This is a genomic window from Microbacterium sp. NPDC064942, assembly GCF_049545525.1.
GTDB classification, from domain to species: domain Bacteria; phylum Actinomycetota; class Actinomycetes; order Actinomycetales; family Microbacteriaceae; genus Microbacterium; species Microbacterium gawkjiense.
Map to the genome: position 1 here is coordinate 818,882 of NZ_JBMWDR010000001.1, position 17,464 is coordinate 836,345.

Annotated in this window: 17 protein-coding genes; 13 read left to right on the top strand and 4 right to left on the bottom strand. The window is 70.9% G+C overall.

Annotated features, from left to right (window positions below):
• The first annotated feature begins 1 nt into the window (after position 1).
• From leuD to ACPEH2_RS03995, 5 genes are all read left to right on the top strand, one after another.
• Positions 2-598: a 3-isopropylmalate dehydratase small subunit gene (gene leuD / locus ACPEH2_RS03975; protein ID WP_359917748.1), complete on the top strand. Its 597-nt coding sequence runs from the start codon at positions 2-4 to the stop codon at positions 596-598.
• Positions 599-663: 65 nt separating this feature from the next.
• On the top strand, positions 664-2,028 hold the full coding sequence (gene murA / locus ACPEH2_RS03980) for a UDP-N-acetylglucosamine 1-carboxyvinyltransferase (RefSeq protein ID WP_359917751.1): 1,365 nt from the start codon (positions 664-666) through the stop codon (positions 2,026-2,028).
• Positions 2,025-2,795, top strand: a complete 771-nt coding sequence (locus tag ACPEH2_RS03985; RefSeq protein WP_359917754.1) for a lysophospholipid acyltransferase family protein — start codon at positions 2,025-2,027, stop codon at positions 2,793-2,795. The genes murA and ACPEH2_RS03985 overlap by 4 nt, the downstream gene beginning before the upstream one ends.
• Positions 2,785-3,927 carry an NAD(P)H-dependent glycerol-3-phosphate dehydrogenase gene (locus ACPEH2_RS03990; RefSeq protein WP_311283827.1) on the top strand — a complete coding sequence of 381 codons (1,143 nt, stop codon included), beginning with the start codon at positions 2,785-2,787 and terminating at the stop codon, positions 3,925-3,927. The genes ACPEH2_RS03985 and ACPEH2_RS03990 overlap by 11 nt, the downstream gene beginning before the upstream one ends.
• Positions 3,833-4,912: a D-alanine--D-alanine ligase family protein gene (locus tag ACPEH2_RS03995; protein ID WP_311283826.1), complete on the top strand. Its 1,080-nt coding sequence runs from the start codon at positions 3,833-3,835 to the stop codon at positions 4,910-4,912. The genes ACPEH2_RS03990 and ACPEH2_RS03995 overlap by 95 nt, the downstream gene beginning before the upstream one ends.
• Before the next feature lie 6 nt (positions 4,913-4,918).
• Here ACPEH2_RS03995 and ACPEH2_RS04000 read toward each other — a convergent pair whose 3' ends face one another.
• Positions 4,919-5,395, bottom strand: coding sequence for a DUF3515 family protein (locus ACPEH2_RS04000; protein WP_359917759.1), 477 nt, complete (start codon positions 5,393-5,395; stop codon positions 4,919-4,921).
• 22 nt (positions 5,396-5,417) lie between these two features.
• Between ACPEH2_RS04000 and thiL the strand changes: the two genes are divergently transcribed.
• The gene (gene thiL / locus ACPEH2_RS04005; RefSeq protein WP_217532058.1) at positions 5,418-6,389 is read left to right on the top strand and encodes a thiamine-phosphate kinase; all 972 of its coding nucleotides are present in this window, start codon (positions 5,418-5,420) and stop codon (positions 6,387-6,389) included.
• Here the strand turns inward: thiL and rsmD are convergent.
• A complete protein-coding gene (rsmD, locus tag ACPEH2_RS04010) occupies positions 6,359-6,946 on the bottom strand; it encodes a 16S rRNA (guanine(966)-N(2))-methyltransferase RsmD (RefSeq protein WP_217532056.1) in 588 nt (195 codons plus the stop codon). The two genes, thiL and rsmD, sit on opposite strands and share 31 nt — an antisense overlap.
• Before the next feature lie 44 nt (positions 6,947-6,990).
• On the opposite strand from rsmD, the gene ACPEH2_RS04015 reads away from it, so the two are divergent.
• The 6 genes from ACPEH2_RS04015 to mutM are packed head-to-tail and all read left to right on the top strand — an operon-like array spanning position 6,991 to position 12,112.
• Positions 6,991-9,138, top strand: coding sequence for an ATP-dependent DNA helicase RecG (locus ACPEH2_RS04015; protein ID WP_359917764.1), 2,148 nt, complete (start codon positions 6,991-6,993; stop codon positions 9,136-9,138).
• Positions 9,139-9,176: 38 nt separating this feature from the next.
• A complete protein-coding gene (coaD, locus tag ACPEH2_RS04020; protein ID WP_217532052.1) occupies positions 9,177-9,674 on the top strand; it encodes a pantetheine-phosphate adenylyltransferase in 498 nt (165 codons plus the stop codon).
• A gap of 56 nt (positions 9,675-9,730) precedes the next feature.
• Positions 9,731-10,288: a YceD family protein gene (locus ACPEH2_RS04025; protein WP_311863247.1), complete on the top strand. Its 558-nt coding sequence runs from the start codon at positions 9,731-9,733 to the stop codon at positions 10,286-10,288.
• Positions 10,289-10,290: 2 nt separating this feature from the next.
• Complete coding sequence (gene rpmF, locus ACPEH2_RS04030; RefSeq protein ID WP_018188062.1) at positions 10,291-10,500, top strand: 50S ribosomal protein L32; 210 nt, start codon at positions 10,291-10,293, stop codon at positions 10,498-10,500.
• 10 nt (positions 10,501-10,510) lie between these two features.
• On the top strand, positions 10,511-11,203 hold the full coding sequence (gene rnc / locus ACPEH2_RS04035) for a ribonuclease III (protein WP_311862286.1): 693 nt from the start codon (positions 10,511-10,513) through the stop codon (positions 11,201-11,203).
• Positions 11,204-11,209: 6 nt separating this feature from the next.
• Positions 11,210-12,112 (top strand): bifunctional DNA-formamidopyrimidine glycosylase/DNA-(apurinic or apyrimidinic site) lyase, encoded by a 903-nt coding sequence (gene mutM, locus ACPEH2_RS04040; RefSeq protein WP_359917769.1) that lies wholly within the window; start codon positions 11,210-11,212, stop codon positions 12,110-12,112.
• Here the strand turns inward: mutM and ACPEH2_RS04045 are convergent, their stop codons facing one another.
• Both ACPEH2_RS04045 and ACPEH2_RS04050 read right to left on the bottom strand, forming a co-directional pair.
• Complete coding sequence (locus ACPEH2_RS04045; protein ID WP_359917771.1) at positions 12,113-13,204, bottom strand: GNAT family N-acetyltransferase; 1,092 nt, start codon at positions 13,202-13,204, stop codon at positions 12,113-12,115.
• A 57-nt stretch (positions 13,205-13,261) separates the two neighbouring features.
• Entirely contained in the window at positions 13,262-13,519 is a 258-nt protein-coding gene (locus ACPEH2_RS04050; RefSeq protein WP_217532044.1) for a hypothetical protein, read from the bottom strand.
• Between the two features lie 417 nt (positions 13,520-13,936).
• On the opposite strand from ACPEH2_RS04050, the gene smc reads away from it, so the two are divergent.
• The gene (gene smc / locus ACPEH2_RS04055; RefSeq protein WP_359917774.1) at positions 13,937-17,443 is read left to right on the top strand and encodes a chromosome segregation protein SMC; all 3,507 of its coding nucleotides are present in this window, start codon (positions 13,937-13,939) and stop codon (positions 17,441-17,443) included.
• Positions 17,444-17,464: the final 21 nt, after the last annotated feature.

The following is a 17,464-nucleotide window of genomic DNA, read 5'->3' on the forward strand; positions in this document are numbered from 1 at the left end:
CATGGAGAAGTTCACCCGCCACACCGGTGTCGGCGTCCCGCTGAAGCGATCCGCGGTCGACACCGATCAGATCATCCCGGCCGTCTACCTGAAGCGCGTCACCAAGACCGGCTTCGACGACGCGCTGTTCGCCAACTGGCGGCAGGACCCCTCATTCGTCCTCAATCAGGACGCGTACCGGAACGGCTCCGTCCTCGTCGCCGGACCCGACTTCGGCACCGGGTCGAGCCGTGAGCACGCTGTGTGGGCCCTCCGCGACTACGGCTTCCGTGTGGTGTTGAGCACCAAGTTCGCCGACATCTTCCGCGGCAACGCCGGGAAGCAGGGACTCGTCACGGGTGTGGTCACCGAGGACGTGCTCGAGGCGATCTGGGCGGCCCTCGAGGCGGAGCCGGGGCGCGAGGTGACCGTCGACCTCGAGACACGCACGGTACAGGTCGGCGACGTCCAGGCCCCGTTCGACATCGACGATTACACTAGGTGGCGGCTTCTCGAAGGGCTCGACGACATCGGGCTCACCCTGCGCAGCGAAGACAAGATCGCGCAGTTCGAGGCGCGCCGCGAGGCGTGGCGGCCGCGGACGCTCCCCGTCCGCTGATCGGCCCGCGCCCCGCACAACGGGGCCGACCACGCTTCCTCGACACCAGTAATGAGGTCCCACCGATGAACACACTTCTCAGCGACTCCGCGTCGACTCCCGCCAGCGGCGGCAGCACCGGTCAGACGCTCCGGATCCGCGGTGGTCGCCCGCTGCGCGGCCGCGTCGAGGTGAAGGGGGCGAAGAACCTCGCCACGAAGGCGATGGTCGCCGCCCTCCTGGGGGAGACGGCGAGCATCCTCCGTGACGTGCCGGACATCAGCGACGTCCACGTCGTCCGCTCACTCCTCGAGGTCCACGGCGTCCGCGTCGAGGACCTGGAGGACGGCGTCCTCCGACTCGACCCGAGCGGTGCCGTCTCGGCGCACATGGAGGAGATCGACGCGCACGCGGGGGCCTCCCGCATCCCGATCCTGTTCTGCGGTCCGCTGCTGCACCTCCTCGGCCAGGCCTTCATCCCCGACCTGGGCGGATGCCGCATCGGCGACCGTCCGATCGACTTCCACCTCGACGCCCTCCGCTCGTTCGGTGCCATCGTCGACAAGCTGCCCAGCGGCATCCGCCTGTCGGCTCCCGACGGCCTGCACGGCGCGAACATCGAGCTGCCCTACCCGAGCGTCGGCGCGACCGAGCAGGTGCTCCTGACCGCGGTTCGCGCCAAGGGCACGACGGAGCTGCGCAACGCCGCCATCGAGCCCGAGATCATGGACCTGATCGCAGTCCTCCAGAAGATGGGCGCGATCATCTCCTACGAGCCCAACCGGGTCATCTTCATCGAGGGCGTCGAGTCGCTGCGCGGGTACGACCACCGCAGCATCTTCGACCGGAACGAGGCGGCGTCCTGGGCGGCGGCCGCCCTCGCGACCGACGGCGACATCTTCGTCGGCGGAGCCAAGCAGCAGGAGATGCTGACGTTCCTCAACGTCTTCCGCAAGGTGGGCGGCGACTTCGACATCGCCGAGGACGGCATCCGCTTCCGTCGCGGCGGCCCGCTGAAGCCCGTCATGGTCGAGACCGACGTGCACCCCGGCTTCATGACCGACTGGCAGCAGCCCCTGATCGTGGCGCTCACGCAGGCCGAGGGCGAGTCCGTCGTCCACGAGACGGTGTACGAGAACCGTCTCGGCTTCACGCGTGCCCTCGTCCAGATGGGCGCCGACATCGTGGTGCACCCCGACGGCATCGCGAGCTCCGACCGCCGCGTGCCGCGTCGGGCGCTCGAGCAGGCGGCCGTCATCAACGGCCCGACCCCGCTGCACGGCGCCGACGTCGTCGTGCCCGACCTCCGCGGCGGGTACTCCTACGTCATCGCCGCCCTGGCGGCCGAGGGCGAGTCGACCGTGCGCAACATCGGGATCATCCGTCGCGGCTACGAGAAGTTCCTCGAGAAGCTGACCGATCTCGGCGCCGACTTCGACGTCACGGAGTGAGCGCGGTGGCTCCTCGTCGCCGCGCCTCCCCGGAGAAGACCCGCCCGAGCGTCTTCTGGCCGGCGGCGATGATCGTCGTACCCGCGACCGGCTGGTTCGCGAAGATCGAGATCGAGGGCGGCGAACACCTTCCCCGCGAGGGCTCCTACATCCTCGCGCCCAACCACTACAGCGAGTTCGATCCGGTGATCCTCGCCGTCGCGACATGGCGGCTCGGCCGTGCCCCGCGCTTCATGGCCAAGGAGAGCCTGTTCCACGTTCCCGTTCTCGGCTGGCTGCTGCGGGCGATGGGGATGGTGCCGGTGGCCCGGGCATCCACCTCCGCCGCGGCGAAGCAGACCCTCGCGCAGTCGAACGCCCTGGTGGCGGCGCAGCGCGGCGTCATCGTCTACCCGGAGGGGTCGCTCACGCGCGACCCCGACATGTGGCCGATGCGCGGCAAGACCGGCGCCGTCCGGCTCGCGCTGTCCGCGCCCGAACCGCTGCCGGTCATCCCCGTGGCGACGTGGGGCGTGCAGGAGATCCTGCCGCGGTACGGCCGTCTGCGCCTGTGGCCGCCGCGTCGCCGCGTCCGCGTCCTGCTGGGCCCGCCCGTCGACCTGTCCGCCTTCACCGACACCACGCTGGCGACGCTCACCGCGGCGACGGATGCCGTCATGCGCGACATCTCGATCCTGCTGGGACGCCTGCGCGGCGTCCAGCCTCCCGCCGAGCGGTGGAACCCGGCCCAGCACGGTCAGAAGGAGACGGGTCGCCTTGACTCCTAGGGAAGCGTCGCGCCGCGAGGCAGCGGCGCCCCGCGTCGCCGTGCTCGGTTCCGGAAGCTGGGGGACGACCTTCGGCAAGGTGCTCGCCGACGGCGGCGCGGACGTCGTCATGTGGGCCCGCCGCGCCGAACTCGCCCACGAGATCCGCGAGGGCAAGCGCAACTCGCAGTACCTGCCCGGAATCAACCTGCCGCGCGGGCTGTCGGCCACCCACCACCTCGCCGAGGCGCTCGACGGTGCGACGCAGGTCTACATCGCGATCTCGAGCCAGGCGCTCCGGCAGAACCTGAAGGGCGTCCGCCCTCTGCTCGCGACGAACGACGCACCGATCGTGTCGCTGATGAAAGGCGTGGAGAAGAAGACCGGGCTCCGGATGAGTCAGGTCCTCGAGCAGGAGCTCCACTGCGACCCGGCGCGTATCGCCGTGGCATCCGGACCCAACCTCGCCCTCGAGATCGCACGCGAACAGCCGACGGCAGCAGTCATCTCGTCGTCGAGCCAGGAGACCGCCGAAGCCGTCGCCCGCATCTCGCGCAACCGCTACTTCCGCACCTTCGTGAACACCGACGTCATCGGGACCGAGTTCGGCGGGGTGCTGAAGAACCTCATCGCCGTCGCCATCGGCATCGTCGACGGGGTCGGCTACGGCGAGAACACCAAGGCGTCGATCATCACGCGCGGTCTCGTCGAGATGACCGATTTCGCCGTCGCGCAGGGCGCGCAGCCCGAGACCCTGCAGGGCCTCGCCGGTCTCGGTGACCTCATCGCGACGTGCCAGTCCCCGCTGAGCCGCAACAACACGGCGGGCCGGCTGCTCGGCCAGGGGTACAGCTTCACCGAGGTCGTCAAGCAGATGGACCAGACGGCCGAGGGGCTCGCGTCGGTGGCACCGGTGCTGCAGTTGGCCCGCGAGGCCGGCGTCCACATGCCGATCGTCGAGCAGGTCAAGATGGTCCTCGACGGCACGATGAATCCGCGCGACATCGCACCGCATCTCACGACGGATGACGACGAGCCCACCGAGGAGAGGACTCAGAATGGTTCAGGCGGCAGTGGTTCTGCTCTTCGGCGGGCGTTCCAGCGAGCACTCGATCAGTTCCGCCACAGCGGGGGGCGTCCTCCGCGCGATTGATCGCGAGCGCTACCGGGTCATCCCGGTCGGGGTCACCCGCGAGGGCGCGTACGTCCTCGAGGACGACGATCCCGACAAATTCGCGCTGAACGCCGATCGGCTGCCGGAGGTCGTCGACAACGGCACCCGCATCGTGTGGCCGGAGTCGACCGTCGAGCGGGAGCTCTCGGTCCGTCGCCCCGACGGGACCGTCGAGTCCCTGGGGGATATCGACGTCGTCTTCCCGATCCTGCACGGCCGCTTCGGCGAGGACGGCACGGTGCAGGGGTTCCTCGAGCTCCTCGACCTGCCGTACGTCGGTGCGGGCCTGCTGATGTCCGCCATCGGCATGGACAAGCACACCACCAAGAGCATCCTTCAGGCGGCCGGGGTGCCCGTCGTCCCGTGGGTCACGGTGACGCGGGCGGGCCTCGAGCGCGACGGCGACCTCTGGCGTCGCCGCATCCGCGGCCTCGGACTGCCGGTGTTCGTCAAGCCCGCGCGTGCGGGATCGAGTGTCGGGGTGTCCAAGGTCTCCGACTGGGACGAACTGGATGCCGCGCTCGAGACCGCCTTCGCGGAGGACTCGAGCGTGCTCGTCGAGCAGGCCGTCACCGGCCGCGAGATCGAGTGCGGCGTGCTGCAGGGGCGCGACGGCGGCGACCCGCGAGTCAGCGTCGCCGGCGAGATCGTCGTCAGCGGTCGGGACTTCTACGACTTCGAGGCGAAGTACCTCGGCGCCCCCGGCATCGACCTCGTCTGCCCCGCGGAGCTCCACGACGGCGAACTCCGCGAGATGCAGCGGATCGCCGCCCGTGCGTTCGAGGCGGTCGGAGGGCAGGGGCTGTCGCGGGTCGACTTCTTCTACACCGGCACCGAGTTCTTCGTGAACGAGGTGAACACGATGCCGGGGTTCACGCCGATTTCGATGTTCCCGACGTGCTGGATCGAGAGCGGGCTGAGCTATCCCGAGCTCATCACCGAGCTGATCGAACTGGCGCGCTGATCCAGCTCACGGGACGACGTCGGATGCCGCGACGCACTGTCCCGTGGTCTCGAACCGCTTCGTGATGAGGCGGCTGACGGCGCTCACCGGACCGCTCGAGCTGACCTCGTCGTAGTCGATGATGAGCTGGATCGCCGGTTCGCGGCCGTAGGTCGTGATGCGGTACAGCGGTGCCCGCGAGTCGTCGACGACCCAGTCGACACCGTCGACCGTCACGCAGGGAAGCTCCGACGGACCGAGGGGCGGGACCCCGCACGCGAGCTGCACGGTCGTGGGGTCGCCCCAGGCGGCGGTCGACTGCGCGTCGGTCCAGCGCCGCGGCTGGTCGCCCAGGTCGTCGGGCAGCCGCACCATGACCTCCGCGCAGCGCGGGTCGTCGGCTCCGGGGGCGGCCTCGAGCGCCACAGTCGACGAGCACCCCGACAGTGCCGCGACACCGGCGACGAGGAGGGCGAGCGCGACGGTCGAGCGGGTCCGGGGCATCGCTCCAGACTACCGTGGAGCCATGGGTGAGCTCCGTGTGCGCGACGTCTCCGAGGCGGAGCTGCTGCGCCGCATCCTGCGCGTCCTCGGACCGCTTTCGCGCGCCGAGGTGGGCCCCGGTGACGACGCCGCGGTCCTGGCCGTCCCGGGCGGCCGCGTCGTGGCGACGACCGACACCCTCGTCCACGGTCCCGACTTCCGATTGGCGTGGACGTCGCCGCGGGACCTCGGGTACAAGGCCGCCGCCGTCAACCTGGCCGACGTCGCCGCGATGGGCGCGCGTCCCACGGCTCTGCTCGTCGCCCTGGCCCTGCCGGACTCCCTCCCCGCCGCCTTCGTCGACGACCTCGCGACAGGGTTCCGCGACGCGCTCGACGAGCTGGCACCCGGGTGCGCCGTCGAGGGCGGGGACCTGACCGTGTCCGACACCCTCACCGTCGCCGTCACCGCCCTGGGCGTCCTGGACGGCGTCTCGCCCGTGCTCCGCTCCGGAGCGCGGCCGGGTGACGACGTCGCCGTCGCGGGCGGCCTCGGCGCGGCGGCCCGCGGCCTCCGCCTGCTGTTCACCCGCTTCCGCGACGACGAGGGACGCCCGGTCGCCGTCGACCTCGCTGTCCTCACCGAGCAGGAGCGGCGGGACCTCTCGGCTCAGCTCCGGCCGCAGCCGCCGGTGCGGCTGGGGCTCGCTGCCGCGCGAGCCGGCGCGACCGCACTCATGGACGTCTCGGACGGCCTCGTCCTCGACGCGACCCGACTGGCGGACGCCTCCGAGGTGACGCTCCTCATCGAGGCGGACCTCGATGACGACGCGCTCTCCGGCGGCGAGGACCACGCGCTGCTCGCGTGCTTCCCGGCCGGCACCGCGCCTGCCGGCTTCACCGTGATCGGTCGTGTCGCGCAGCGGCGGGAGGTGCCCGTCCTGATCGGGGGCGTCGCGCCGGACGGCCGCGGCGGGTGGGATCCCTATTCGGACTGGGATGCGGCGCTCGGCTGACCCGAGCGAGCGAGCCACCACAGCGACGTGTCGCCGTACTTCTTGCTGCGGTCGACGACGAGACCGTCGGGCAGGAGCGGTTCGCCGGAGCGCGTCGCGCGTTCGACGACGACCGTCGCGGCGGGGGTGAGCCGCGGCACGAGCAGCCCGAGCGTCGCCGAGACCTCGGCATCCGTCATGTCGTAGGGCGGGTCGACGAACACGAGGTCGAACGCGGGTCCGCCGGCCCGCAGGAACGCGTCGGCGGCGGACCGGTGCACGGTCAGCCGGCGCCCCGGGAGGCTGGGACCCACGGCGCGGACGTTGCGGTCGATGACGGATGCCGCGCGCGGCGCGCGCTCGACGAGGTCGGCCGACGCGGCCCCGCGGCTCACCGCCTCGAGACCCAGCGCTCCCGACCCCGCGTAGAGGTCGAGCACGGCTGCCCCCGCGAGCAGGTCGCCGGCGTCGAGGGCGCCGAAGAGCGACTCGCGCACGCGCTCGCTCGTCGGCCGCGTACCGGCGCTCGGCACGACCAAGGGTAGTGAGCCGGCGTCTCCCGCGATGATCCTCGTCACCCCGCCACGATAGCGGCGTCCGCGCCCGCTCCTAGACTCGAGGCATGCCGTCGTACTCGCTCGCCACACCGCTCGCCGAGGCGGTCGGCGACACGCTGGCGAAGGGGCTGCGTCGAGCGTTCCAGATGACCACGGTGGGCGACCTGATGGCGCACTACCCGCGACGCTTCGCGAGCCGCGGCCAGTTGACACCGATCGCCCAACTCCCGGTCGGCGAGCTGGTGACGATCGTCGCCGAGGTGCTCTCGGCGACGACACGGCAGATGCGCGGTCGTCGCGGCGAGATCGTCGAGGTCCTGATCGGCGACGGCAACGGCACGATGTCCCTGACGTTCTTCGGGCAGTCGTGGCGGGTGAAGGACCTGCGTGCCGGGCGCCAGGGGATCTTCTCGGGCAAGGTGGGGGAGTACCGGGGGCAGAAGCAGCTGACGCATCCCGACTACGAGCTCTTCGACGACGAGGGCACGGCCCGGCTGAGCGCCGAGGCGTGGCACAACGTCCCCATCCCGATCTACCCGGCCACGAGCACGTTCTCCAGCTGGCAGGTCAAACGCTGCGTCGACCAGGTGCTGACCGGGCTCGGCGAGGTGCCCGAACCGCTCCCCGATGCCTTCCGCGCCGCGCAGGGCCTGCTCGATGCGCGGACGGCGCTCGTGCGCATGCACGCACCGGAGTCCTTCGACCAGATCGGTCCGGCGCGCGAGACCCTGCGGATGCACGAGGCGTTCGTCCTGCAGGCGGCGCTCCTGCAGCAGCGGCAGTTCGTGCGCATGATGTCGGCGACCGCGCGCCCCGCGGGCGACCTCCTCGAGCGTTTCGACGCCGCGCTGCCCTTCGAGCGCACCCCCGATCAGCACACAGTGGGCGACCGCATCGCGGCGGACCTCGTCGGCGAGTGGCCGATGAACCGGCTCGTGCAGGGGGAGGTCGGCTCCGGCAAGACGCTCGTCGCGCTCCGCGCCATGCTCCAGGTCGCCCAGTCGGGCGGCCAGTCCGCGCTCATCGCCCCCACCGAGGTGCTCGCGGCGCAGCACGTCCGCTCGATGGCCCGCATGCTCGGACCCGCTCTCGCGCCGGAACTGATGCCGACCCTCCTCACGGGTCAGCAACCCGCCGCGGAACGCCGTCGCGCCGCCCTGCGGGTCGCGTCGGGCCAGGCGCGCATCGTCGTCGGGACGCACGCGCTCCTCAGCGAGTCGACGACGTTCGCCGACCTGGGTCTCGTCGTCGTCGACGAGCAGCACCGGTTCGGCGTCGATCAGCGCGAGACCCTCCGCGCGAAGGGGAGTTCCCCGCATGTCCTCGTGCTCACGGCGACGCCCATCCCTCGCACCGTCGCGATGACGGTGTTCGGCGACCTCGACGTCTCGACGATCCGGACGATGCCGGGCGGCCGGGCGGGCATCTCGACCTTCGTCGCGCCAGTGGGGGAGAAGCCGGGCTGGTTCGCGCGCGTCTGGGAGCGCGTGGCCGAGGAGGTGCGGCTCGGACGGCAGGCCTTCGTCGTGTGTCCGGCGATCGACGCGTCGACCGAGACCGACGAGGACGAACCCGTCGAGGAGGCCGAGCCCGGCCGCACCCGCTGGGGCGTCCTGCAGGCGGCGGCGCTCCTCGAGAGCCACCCGGACTACCGCGACATCCGCGTCCAGATCCTGCACGGCAAGATGCCCGCCGATGAGAAGGATGCCGTGATGCAGGCGTTCGCCCGCGGCGACATCGACGTGCTCGTCGCGACCACCGTGGTCGAGGTCGGCGTCGACGTCCCCAACGCGTCCACCATGGTCATCCTCGAAGCCGACCGCTTCGGGGTGTCCCAGCTGCACCAGCTCCGCGGTCGCGTCGGCCGCGGTGCGGTCCCCGGGCTCTGCATCCTCGTCACCGAGGCCGATCCCTACACTCCGGCTCGCGCGCGTGTGGAGGCGGTCGCGGCGACGACGGACGGCTTCGAACTCGCCGAGGTCGACCTCGACCTGCGGGGCGAGGGGGACGTGCTGGGCGATGCGCAGTCGGGCGTCCGCTCGTCGCTGCGACTGCTGCGCGTCGTGGCGGATGCCGATCTGATCGCCACCGCCCGCGCCGAGGCCGAGCGTCTTCTCGCGGAGGACCCGGCCTTGGATCGCCACCCGGGCCTCGCTGCGGCCATCTCCGGGCGCGTGAGTCACCGCGAGCGCGCCGCCCTCGCGAAGAACTGACCCGCTCCACGTCGTGTCGCATCGTTAGGCTCGTCGGTATGAACAACCGGATCGCCGTCGTGCCCGGCTCCTTCGACCCGCCGACGCTCGGCCACCTCGATGTGATCCGACGCGCGGCCGCCCTCTACGACCAGCTGCACGTCCTCGTGGTCCACAACCCGGGGAAAGAGGCGATGCTCCCGATCGCGCAGCGACTGACGCTGCTCGAGCAGTCCATCGCCGAGAGCGACATCGAGGGTGATGTCGTCGTGGCGGCATGGAGCGTCGGGCTGCTCGTCGATTACGCGACGGACGTGGACGCGGGGGTGCTCGTGAAGGGGATCCGTTCGCAGGTGGATGTCGCCTACGAGACGCCCATGGCGATCGTGAACCGCCACCTCGCCCACGTGGAGACCGTGTTCCTGCTGCCCGATCCCGCGCACGCGCTCGTCTCGAGCTCGCTCGTGCGCCAGGTGGCCTCGCTCGGCGGTGACGTGTCCCCGTTCGTCCCGGCTCCGGTCGCGCGATTCCTCGACACGGGAGCCCACCCCGCCTGATCCGGCCCGCCGGCGTCCGCGCACGCGTACGATGGACGACCGTGGTCAGAAAGCGTGTGAGCGGTCCGTTCGTCCTCCCCGTCCGCGACATCGTCCGGGCTCCCGGTGAGATGCGCGAGTTCGAACTGCGGGTCCCCGCTCCGGAGAAATGGGGAGAGGGCCTCGCCTTCGTCCGCGCCGGGGAAGAGGTCGAGGTCGACGTCCGTCTCGAGTCGGTGCACGAGGGCATCTTGGTCACCGCCGAGATCGCCACGACCTACGACGGCCAGTGCAGCCGTTGCCTCGTGGACCTGACACACCCCCTCGAAGTCGAGTTTCAGGAGCTCTTCGGGTATTCTGGCGATGAAGCGACTGACTTCGAGGTTCAAGACGACCACGTGGATCTTGAAACTCCTGTCAGGGATGCGATCGTCCTGTCGCTTCCGTTCCAGCCGGTGTGTCAGCCGGATTGCCCCGGACTAGATCCGTCCACGGGCGAGAGGCTGACCGGAGCACCGGTCCCGGAGACTCAGATCGACCCGCGCTGGAATGCGCTGGCCGCCTTGTCGGCCCGAACCCCAGACCACGACGACGAGGCCACGCGCCCCGACGCCGACGACACAGAGAAGAGCTGACCATGGCAGGTAACCCCCCGAAGCGGAAGGTCTCCCGCTCCAACACCCGTTCGCGCCGCGCGCAGTGGAAGGCCGAGGCCCCCACGCTCGTCAAGACCATCGAGAACGGCAAGGTCGTCTACAGCCGTCCCCACCAGGCGAAGGTCGTCACCGACTCGCAGGGCACGGAGCTGTTCCTCGAGTACAAGGGCCGCAAGGTCGCCGACATCTGATCGTCGCGTCGTGACGGACGCCGCCACCGATCACTCGGTGCTCACACACAAGCTCGGGGTCGAGATCGACCCCGAGCTTGTGTCGCTTGCGTTGACCCATCGTTCGTACGCGTACGAGCACGGCGGTATCGCGCACAACGAGCGTCTCGAGTTCCTCGGCGACTCGATCCTCGGCATGGCCGTCACCGTCCACCTCTATCGGACGCACCCCGACCTGGATGAGGGATCCCTCGCCAAGCGGCGGGCGAGCGTCGTCTCGACCGTCGCTCTCGCGGAGGTCGCCCGCGGCATGGGCCTCGGTGCCCACCTGCGGCTCGGCCGGGGCGAGGACCAGACCGGCGGGCGCGACAAGGATTCGATCCTCGCCGACACCACCGAGGCGCTCATCGGGGCCGCCTACCTGTCCGCCGGTATCGAAGCGGCGACCGCCCTCGTCCTGCGCCTGGTGTCCCCGTTGATGGCTGACCCCGAGCGGTACGGCGCCGCGATGGACCCGAAGACCAGCCTGCAGGAACTCGCCGCGCGCCTGGGCTACGCGGCACCGACGTACAGCGTCGAGGCGGCGGGGCCCGATCACCACCGGGTGTTCACGGCGACGGTGGCCGTGGGCGAGGTCGCGCGGACCGGCGGCGGTTCGAGTAAGAAGCAGGCCGAGATGGCGGCAGCGCTCTCGGTCTGGCGCGAACTCTCCGCGCGGGCCTGAGTCCCCGTGCCCGAACTGCCCGAAGTCGAGGTCGTGCGCGCCGGTCTCGTCCCCGCTCTGTCCGGCGCTCGCCTCGACGCCGTCACCGTTCTGGACGCCCGGTCCCTCACCCGTCACCCGGGCGACGCACCCGACTTCGAAGCGCGGCTGACGGGTCGGCGCGTGGACGCCGTGGTCCGCCGCGGCAAGTTCCTCTGGATGCCGCTGGCGGATGCCGGTGCGGAACCGGCCGAGGCGATCGTCGGTCACCTCGGGATGAGCGGGCAGATGCTGCTGCGCGAGCCCGGCACACCGACACTCCGCCACGAGCGGATCCGCTTCGATGTGCGGCATCCGACCCACGGTGAGATCGCGATGGTCTTCGTGGACCAGCGGACCTTCGGCTCCCTGGCGATCGATCGGCTCGAGCGCACCCTCGACGGGGCCGCGGCAGGACGGGGGAGCGACATCCCGCTCGTCCCTACGCAGGTGGCGCACATCGCACGGGATCCGCTGGACCCCACGTTCGACGATCGCGCGTTCCGGACCGCGCTCGGGCGGACGCGCTCCGCAGTGAAGCGTGCACTGCTCGATCAGACCGTCGCCAGCGGAATCGGGAACATCTACGCCGACGAGGCGCTGTGGGCCGCGCGGCTGCATCCGGAACGCCCCGCGAACGAGCTCCCGACGCGCGCCGTCACCCGCCTGCTCGGCGAGGTCCGGGCCGTGCTGGACCGGGCCCTCGCCGAGGGCGGGACGAGCTTCGACGCGCAGTACGTGAACGTCAACGGACAGGCGGGGTACTTCGCCCATTCCCTGAACGCCTACGGGCGGACGGGTCAGCCCTGCCCGCGCTGCGGCACGCCGATCGTGCGGGTGAGCTTCACTAACCGATCGAGTCACTACTGCCCGCGGTGTCAGCGACGCTGATCAGTCGAGGACCTTCTTCCAGGCGCCGATGTACGCCGCCGGCTCGAAGCCGATCGTCTCGTTGATGCTGAGCATCGGACGGTTCTCCTCGGCGTTCCAGGTGACGATGCGGGAGGACCGGGGCATGACCTCCCGCCACCGGAGGATGCCCGCGCACTTCACCAGCTGCCCGAGGCGATGCCCCCGATGCTCACGGAGCACAAGGGTGTCCATCTGCTGCGTCGCCGCGGTCGGGTCGACGCCGGAGCAGAGCTCGTTGAACGCGACGACCGTGCCGGTCGCCTCATGGACGGCCACCGTGACGAGCACCGTCTGTCCGCCGTCGAGGAAGCGGGCGTCGTGGCGCGCGAGGCGCTCGACGTCCCAGGTCTCCTCGTCGATCTCGAGCCCCGCCGCCGGGGCGTCCGTCGACATCCGCGACTTCGCCCAGGCGAAGCTCTCGCGGTAGGCCTCGGGAGTCGGAAGCATCCACTGCTCCACGCGGTAACCGTCGGCATGCGATCGGGCATCGGCGAGGAGGTCTCGCACGCTCGGCAGTGCGGGTTCGATCTCGAGCACGCTCTTCCGGTCGACCTGTTCGAGCGTGTACCCGTGGCGTCGGAAGTAGCGCGCAGGACGGTCCAGCGGGATCTCCCCGGAGCCCGTCGGCGCGGCGAGCCGTTCCGAGGTCGCACCGGCGTCGGGCTCGGGATGCTCGGCCCATGCCTGCAGGACGGTGCGTCCCGCGTCACGGGCGGTGCCCTCGACGACGGCGTGAAGCGCACCGCCGATGCCCCTGCCCTGGACCCGCTCGAGGCGTTCGACGGTCCAGTAGGCGACCTGCGACCCCTCCTCAGCGGGGAGGTCGACGATGACGCGCCCCACCACCTGGTCCTCGACCAGAACGATCCAGCTGCGCTTGTCGTTGTCCGGGTCGGGTTGGAAGTGGGGGAGCAGTTGGGCCGGTGTCACGGCTTCATCGTCGTTGTCGCTGATCTCGCGGTAGATCTCGTTCCGGACGTCGACCATGGCGACGAAATCGGCGGCATCCGAGGCATCGACGCTGGCCGGTACGACGAGGGGGCGCAGTTCGAAGGGGACTGACGTTGTCATGAGGGACTCTTCTCTGAGAGGTGCGGGGGCCGCGAGCGGGTCGCGGCCCCCGGGGTGTCATCGACGCGGAGCGAGGAGCGCACGACGGCGTTCCCACTCGGCTTCCCGCGCCTCGCGAGCGAGACGCTGGGCACGGCGGGCATGGACGGCCGCGCGATCCGGGCCGGGGCGCGTGCTCCACAGGAGCAGCGCGACGGCCAGTCGCAGGGCGATCCGGTCGAGGAACGTCTGACGGGCGGAGGTGCCCGTCGAGGTGGGATGCTGCAGCGCGGCGAGGACCGCCGAGGTGCGCTGCGGCGCGGTGAGGGTGGACATGAGTGATCTCATTTCGGAAGGGATGGATGCCGCGGAGCGCGGCGGAGGATCGTGCCGCAGCACGAGAGGACACGGGGACGCACGGGCACAGAGGCCCGGCATCCGGGAGGGGACGGACGGAGTCCGCCCTCAGGGCGTGGGAGAGTTCACCGTCCGAGGACGGGATCCGTGACGGCTGTCAGTGGCCGGAACGGATGCGGTCTGCCACCGCGGCGCCGAAGGAGACGGTCCCCAGCGCGCACGGGAACGCGGTGGACGCGATTCCGGTGGGTGTCATTTCGATGATCATGTCAGGGGACCTCCTTTCTCAGACTTCTGACGCGAGCACTGACACTAGACCCGGCCCGCGCGCGGCGTCAAGGGGGAAACGGGATTCGTCCGCTAGCGTGGACGGGACGACGACCCCGGAGGACCCGCATGCACCTGAAGAGCGTGACGCTCAAGGGGTTCAAATCCTTCGCGCAGCCGACGACCTTCGCGCTCGAGCCCGGCGTCACGTGCATCGTCGGTCCCAACGGATCAGGCAAGTCGAACGTTGTCGACGCCCTCGCCTGGGTGATGGGCGAGCAGGGGGCGAAGACCCTCCGCGGCGGCAAGATGGAGGACGTCATCTTCGCCGGCACCGCGACGCGGGGTCCCCTCGGCCGCGCGGAGGTGCAGCTGACGATCGACAACGCCGACGGCGCGCTGCCGATCGAGTACAGCGAGGTCACGATCAGCCGGACCCTGTTCCGCAACGGGTCGAGCGAGTACGCCATCAACGGCGAGACCTGTCGGCTCCTCGACGTCCAGGAGTTGCTGAGCGATTCGGGGCTCGGGCGCGAGATGCACGTCATCGTGGGTCAGGGGCGACTCGACACCGTCCTGCAGGCGAGTCCCGAGGATCGGCGCGGCTTCATCGAGGAGGCCGCCGGCATCCTCAAGCACCGTCGCCGCAAGGAGAAGACGCTCCGCAAGCTCGAGGCGATGGAGGCGAACCTTACGCGGCTGAGCGACCTGGCCGGCGAGCTGCGGCGTCAGTTGAAGCCGCTCGGCAAGCAGGCCGAGGTCGCGCGCGAGGCGGCCACGATCGCTGCGGTCGTGCGCGACGCGAAGGCGCGCCTCTACGCCGATGAGATGTCGCGCCTCCGAGCGGAGCTGGCGGATCACGCCCGAGCCGAGCACGAGCGTCACGCCGAGCGGCTGGTCCTGCAGGACCGCGCTGACGGCTTGCGTCGCCGCATCGACGAGCTCGAGAACGATCAGCGCGCCGAGGCGGTCGATCGGGCGCGCGCCGTCACGTTCGAACTCGGCCGTGTCCAGGAGCGACTGCGCGGGCTGTACTCGCTCGCCGGCCAGCGACTGTCGCTGCTCGACGACGACGGTGACCAGCCGGACACCGGGACCACCGTCACCCAGGCCGTCATCGACGACGCACGTCAGGAGATCGATGGGATCGCGTCGGGTCTCGGTGCCGCGCAGGATGCCGCCGCCGCCGCCGCGCGCGACGTCATCCGGGCGCGCGCCGAGCTCGATGCGCTCGACACCGACATCGCCGCGCAGAGTGCGCTGGTCTCCGAGCACGACATGCGGCTCGCCTCACTGAGAGGACGAGCCGAGGCAGCCGGGTCGAAGGCGGAGGCGCTTCGGCTGGCGGTGGAGAGGCAGCAGCGCGCCCTCGATGCAGCCGAGGAGCGTCGCGCCGACGCGGAAGGCGCGCTGGCGGCGATCGAGCCGGCGACCGAGGGTCCTGCGGACGCCGCGGGGGAGTACTCGGCCGCGTACGAGCGCGCGCAGCGCGAGGCATCCGATGCCGAATCCGAGGTGGGGTCGATACGCGACCGGTTGCACGCGGCGGAGCGGGAGCGCGAGTCGCTGCTGGCGGAGACGGCGGCTCTCGGCCGCGCCCTCGACATCCGCAACGCTGCGGCGGCGGTCGTCGATCGGGGTGGCGACGGCATCCGTGGCATCGTCAGCGATGCGATCCGCGTCTCGGCCGGCTATGAAGCGGCGATCGCCGCGGCACTCGGCGCCCTCGCCGAGGGGGTCCTCGTCGACGACTTCGAGGCCGCACGCGCGGTCATCGCGACGGTGCGCGAGCACGATCTGGGTTCGATCGACGTCGCCTTGGCCGACGGTCCTGCGGCTCCTCGCAGGACGCCCCTCGGAGCGGGGGCGACGTGGGCGGTCGATGTCGTCGAGGCGCCGGCGGGCCTCCGCGCCGTCCTCGCGGGTGTCGCGATCGCGGAGGATCTGGATGCAGCCCACGCCGCCGCGATGTCGGCCGCCGACGCGGGGGACAGGGTCGTGGTGGTGACGCGCGCGGGCGAGACCGTGACGCCGAGCACGGTCCGTGCCGGTTCCGGGCAGTCGCGCTCGCGTCTCGAGCTCGCCGCCGAGCGCGACGCGGCCCGTGTCCGTCTCGACGAGGTGACGGTGGTCGCGGATACCCTGCGTGAAGCGCTGACCGACGCGCAGGCTGCCTGGGATGCGGCGCGCCAGCGTACCCGTGACGCCCTCGCCGCGCTGCGCGAGCACGACTCCGCTCTCGCGGCCCACGCGGAACAGCTCAACCGTGCGACCGTGCGTCTGGAATCCGCGGTGGCCGAGTGCGACCGGCTACGCGCCGGCCTCGCTCAGGCCGAGTCGGCGGCCCGGGATGCCGAGAACGCGGCACGGGCCGCGACGGAGGCCTTCAGCGCCGCCGAGGAGATGCCGCGTCCGATCCTGGATGCGTCCGCCCGGGACGGTCTGCTCGATGCGCTCGAGTCGGCTCGGGCGCGCGAGATGGACACACGCCTCGACGTCGAAACGCTCCGGGAACGGGTGCGTGCCGCCGAGAGCCGCGTGATGCAACTCGAACGTCAACGCGAGAAGGAGCGCGCAGCCGCCGAAGCGGCCGCCCGTCGAGCCGTGATCCGACGCGCGCAGCGGGCGATCGCATCCGAGGTCGTCGGTGCGCTGCCGCCCGTCCTCGACTCGATCGACCGGTCGACGGCGCAGGCGCGGGTCGAGCTGGAACGCGCGGAGCAGACGCGGACGGCGCTGACGGCCGAGTTGGCCGAGCTCCGGAAGGAGGATGCGGCGGCTCGCGAGAGGCTGAATCGCCTCACCGAGTCGGTGCACGGCCTCGAGCTGCAGATGCACGAGAAGCGGCTGCATGTGCAGAGCCTCCTCGACCGGGTGCAGTCCGAGCTCGGCCTCTCCGAGGATATTCTCCTCGCGGAATATGGTCCCGACGCCCCCGTCCCGGGAGCGGAGGAGGGCGAGGCGTCGCCGTTCGACCGCTCGGCGCAGATGCGCAGATTGCAGGATGCGGAGCGCAAGCTGGCGCAGTTGGGTCGCGTGAATCCTCTTGCCCTGGAGGAGTTCGCCGCGCTCGAGCAGCGTCACGCATTCCTGACCGAGCAGCTGGACGACCTCGTCCGCACCCGGACGGATCTGCTGACGATCATCGAGGAGCTCGACGAGCGGATGCAGACGATCTTCCTCGCGGCCTTCGAGGACACCAAGGTCGCCTTCGGGGAGGTGTTCCCGATCCTCTTCCCCGGGGGCACGGGCTCCATCTCGCTCACCGACCCCGACGACCCGCTCACGACCGGGATCGACGTCGCCGTCCGACCCGTGGGCAAGAAGATCGAGCGGCTGTCGCTCCTTTCGGGTGGGGAGAGGTCCCTCGCGGCGGTCGCGCTCCTGACGGCGATCTTCAAGGCGCGGCCGAGTCCCTTCTACATCCTCGACGAGGTCGAGGCCGCCCTCGACGATGCGAATCTCGGTCGTCTGCTCGGCGTGTTCGAGCAGCTGCGCGAATCGAGTCAGCTGATCGTCATCACGCATCAGAAGCGGACGATGGAGATCGCGGACGCCCTGTACGGCGTGTCGATGCGTCAGGACGGCGTGTCCGCCGTCGTGGGACAGCGCGTGCGCGAGCGGGCGGGCGTCTGAGCGCAGCGGGTGTGCGCTAGC